The 3,474-nt window shown below is 72.9% G+C and carries 3 protein-coding genes; 1 reads left to right on the top strand and 2 read right to left on the bottom strand.

Annotated elements, in window-relative coordinates:
- Positions 1-1,356: polyketide synthase (locus tag GTW43_RS25140; RefSeq protein ID WP_237536807.1), on the bottom strand; the 1,356-nt coding region annotated here is incomplete at its 3' end.
- A gap of 99 nt (positions 1,357-1,455) precedes the next feature.
- On the opposite strand from GTW43_RS25140, the gene GTW43_RS38550 reads away from it, so the two are divergent.
- Positions 1,456-2,133 carry a 4'-phosphopantetheinyl transferase superfamily protein gene (locus GTW43_RS38550; RefSeq protein ID WP_161304291.1) on the top strand — a complete coding sequence of 226 codons (678 nt, stop codon included), beginning with the start codon at positions 1,456-1,458 and terminating at the stop codon, positions 2,131-2,133.
- Between the two features lie 52 nt (positions 2,134-2,185).
- Here the strand turns inward: GTW43_RS38550 and GTW43_RS25130 are convergent, their stop codons facing one another.
- Entirely contained in the window at positions 2,186-3,043 is an 858-nt protein-coding gene (locus tag GTW43_RS25130) for an alpha/beta hydrolase (RefSeq protein WP_161304290.1), read from the bottom strand.
- Positions 3,044-3,474 lie beyond the last annotated feature (431 nt).

Raw genomic sequence — 3,474 nt, 5'->3', positions numbered from 1 at the left:
CGCCTCGCTGTGCGCACTGAGCGGCAGCAGGAACGGATCCGTCGCGTCCTGCCGCGGTGCCTCGTCGGGACCGGCGGCGTCTGCGGCGGGCGCCGCGGCGAGCACGACGTGCGCGTTGGTCCCGCCCCACCCGAAGGAGTTGACGCCGATGTGGCTGCCGGGCTTCAGCGGCAGGGCGTCCCGGGCCACCGCGAGGTTGAGCCCGTCGAAGTCGATGGCCGGACTGAGCTCGTCGGCGTGCAGGCTCGGCGGTACGACACCGTGCTCCAGGGCCAGGACCGCCTTCACCAGCCCGGCGAGGCCCGCGGCCGGTTCGAGATGCCCGATGTTGGTCTTCACCGAGCCGATGTGCAGCGTGCGCTGCGGGCACGGCGCGCCGAGCACGGCACCGAGGGCGGCACTCTCCGCGGCGTCGCCCCGTACCGTCCCCGTGCCGTGGGCCTCGACGTAGGCGACCTGGTCGAGGGGGACGCGGCCCGGCCCGTACACGTCACGCAGCAGCGCTTCCTGGGCCGCGGGGTTCGGGGTGACGAGGCTGTCCCCGCCGCCGTCGTTGTTCACGGCGCTGGCGACGATCACGGCGCGGATCCGGTCCCCGTCGCGGATCGCACGCTCGAGGGTCTTGACGTAGACCGCCACGACACCCTCGCCGCGGACGAACCCGTCGGCTCCGGCGCCGAACGCGTGACAGCGTCCCGTGGGCGAGAGACCGCCGAAGTGGGTGAGTCCCACGGTCACTTCGGGGGTGAGCATGAGATTGGCGCCGCCGACCAGGGCCCCGTCGATCTCGCCCGCGCGCAGCGCCTGGCACGCCTGGTGCAGCGCCACCAGGGACGACGAGCAGCTGCTCTCGACGGTCAGGCTCGGGCCCCTCAGCCCCAGGACGTAGGACACCCGGGAGGAGACGATGTCGAGAGAGTTCCCGACGATGCTGTGCTGGGTCGGGCCGGATCCGGTGTCCTTGCGGAGCAGTTCGTAGTCGTGCCACAGGCCGCCGACGTACACGCCCGTCCGCGAGCCCCGCAGGTCCGAGGCGGGCCGGCCGGCATCCTCCAGCGACCGCCAGACGGCCTCCAGCACGAGCCGTTGCTGAGGGTCCATCACCTGCGCCTCGCGCGGTGAGATGCCGAAGAACTCGGCGTCGAACTCACCGACGCCGTCCAGGAATCCGCCGACGCTCTGGATCGTGCGCGTCGGGTCGACCACCTCGTCCGGGTCCCACCGGTCCCCGGGAACGGGACCGATGGCGTCCCGGCCCGCCTCCAGCAGGTTCCAGAACGCGTCGGCGTCCGGGGCCCCGGGGAACCGCCCGGCCAGACCGACTACAGCGACGAGGTCCGATCGTTCCTGGCCCAACGTAACCCTCCCCATGGATGATCACCGGTCAACACGACATCCTGAACCGAGAGTTCGCCGCTGTCGACCCCTGATCAGAGTGTGGAAGGTGCACCCCGCGTGATCGAGTCCCTCCTGCCCCGCGACGTGTGCTGCGCCGAGGCGTTCGGCGACCTGCCGGGCGCCGTGCTCCTGGACGAGGAGGAGCGGGACTTCGTCCACGCGGGCCCCGGACGGCGCCGTCAGTCCACCACCGTCCGCCATCTGGCACGGCAGGCGCTGGCCCGGCTGGGGCACGCTCCGGCGCCCGTGCCCCGGGGGCCGGGAGGCGCACCTCACTGGCCGGACGGGGTGGTCGGCAGCATGACCCACTGCGCCGGATACCGGGCGGCCGTGGTGGCGGACGGGCGCAGGCTCGCCGCCGTGGGAATCGACGCGGAGCCGCACGCCGCCCTGCGCGAGGGCACGCTCGCCACGATCTCGCTGCCGCGCGAACGGCGCCTGTTGGCGGAACGGCACGAGGGCGATCCGTCGATCCACTGGGACCGCCTGCTCTTCTCCGCGAAAGAGGCGGTGTACAAGTGCTGGTACCCGCTGTCCCTGACGCCTCTCGACTTCGGGGATGTCGACGTGGTGTTCCGGGCGGAGGGCGGGCACTTCGACGCGTCCGTGCACCCGGGCGGCCCGGCTCCGGGGGCCTCCGCGGCGCCTCGTACCTTCACGGGCCGGTGGGCGGTGGCGCACGGGTTGATCATCACGGCGGTGTCGGCGCCTCCGGTCACCGGGCGGCGGGCCTGAGATCCGCGGTGGCCGCGCCCCTCGCGGGGCGCGGCCACCGACGAGACGAAGGTCAGCGCCCGTCGTCCCCGTCCAGCCCGAGCATCGCCGCGGCGATCTCCTCGGCCGCCCGGTCGGGGATCGCCGTGGCCGCCTCCTCGAGCACGAGCAGACGCGCCCCGGGGATCTCGCGCGCCAGGGCCTCGCCGTTGCCGACAGGGAAGAACCGGTCGTGGCGGCCGTGGACGACGAGCGTGGGCAGGCCGATCTCCGGCAGGCGTTCACGCCAGCGCGGGGTGCAGTCGAGCCGCGAGAACACCATGCCCAGGTGGTTCGCCATCTGCACCGGGGGCGACGCGTCGGGGGCACGGTCCCAGACACGCAGCGCACGGGCGCGCGCCGCGGCGGGGTCGTCGCCGAGGATCTCCGCTCCGGTGGCGGCGAAGGCGGCGACGGCCTCGCGGTCGGCCCAGTCGGGCATCGGGCGTGCGAACAGCCTGCCCATGGTGGCCCGGTCGTGGTCGGGCAGGTCGTCGTCGGGCGGCCCGGGGGCGACGGAGCGTGTGCCGACGAGCGTGAGCGCGCGGAACGCGTCGGGACGGTCGAGCACAGCCACCTGGGCGACCATCCCGCCGACGCCGACCCCCGCGAGGTGCGCGGGACGTCCACCGAGCGCGTCGGCGAGCCGGGCCGCATCGGAGGCGAGGTCACGCAGGGTGTAGCCGAGGGCCTCGGGATCCTTCGTCGTGGAGGCCCCGCTGTCGCGCAGGTCGTAGCGCACCACGCGGCGGCCGCCGGCCGCGAGGCGCGCGCACAGGGTGTCGGGCCAGGAGAGCATCGTGGTCCCGCCCACGAGGAGGACGAGCGGGTCGCCCTCGCCGCCGAAGGACTCGATGCCCAGGGCGATGTCGTCGACCTGGATCGTGGTCATCGGCTCACCGGCCCTGCTGGCTGCGCTGCTGCCTGCTCGGCTGACAGCTCTGCTGACTGCTCGGCTGCCTGCTCGGCCGATGGTGCTTCTGACGGCTCTCCTGATGGGCTCTGCTGATCGGCACGGCCCGGAAGGCCGGGAATGGTTTGGTGCATGCCAGGGCTGACCCGATCCGGGGCCCGGACTCATCGCTCGCACCGCTTCGGCTTCTTCGCCCTCCACACATCGGGACGCTTGATCGATTCAATCCCGTTTCAATCGACGACCGTTCCGCACCCCGATCTGCTCATCGTGTGCACCTTCTTGACGGCACGCACGGGCGAACATAGCCTCCCGCTCGTCCATCTGAATCCTTTCACTACGCAAGTGAGGGCGTCATGCCGAACGGACTGCCGCGCAGAAGCGCCCTGCAATGGGGCGGAGCCGCGGCT

The organism is Streptomyces sp. SID5785 (assembly GCF_009870065.1).
Taxonomy (GTDB): domain Bacteria; phylum Actinomycetota; class Actinomycetes; order Streptomycetales; family Streptomycetaceae; genus Streptomyces.
Note: the sequence above shows the minus strand (reverse complement) of the source record. Positions and strands in the feature narration are given on the sequence as shown.

Excerpts from the sequence above, each read along its gene's own strand:
- GTW43_RS25130 (WP_161304290.1), bottom strand. The coding sequence starts at position 3,043 with ATGACCACGATCCAGGTCGACGACATCGCCCTGGGCATCGAGTCCTTC.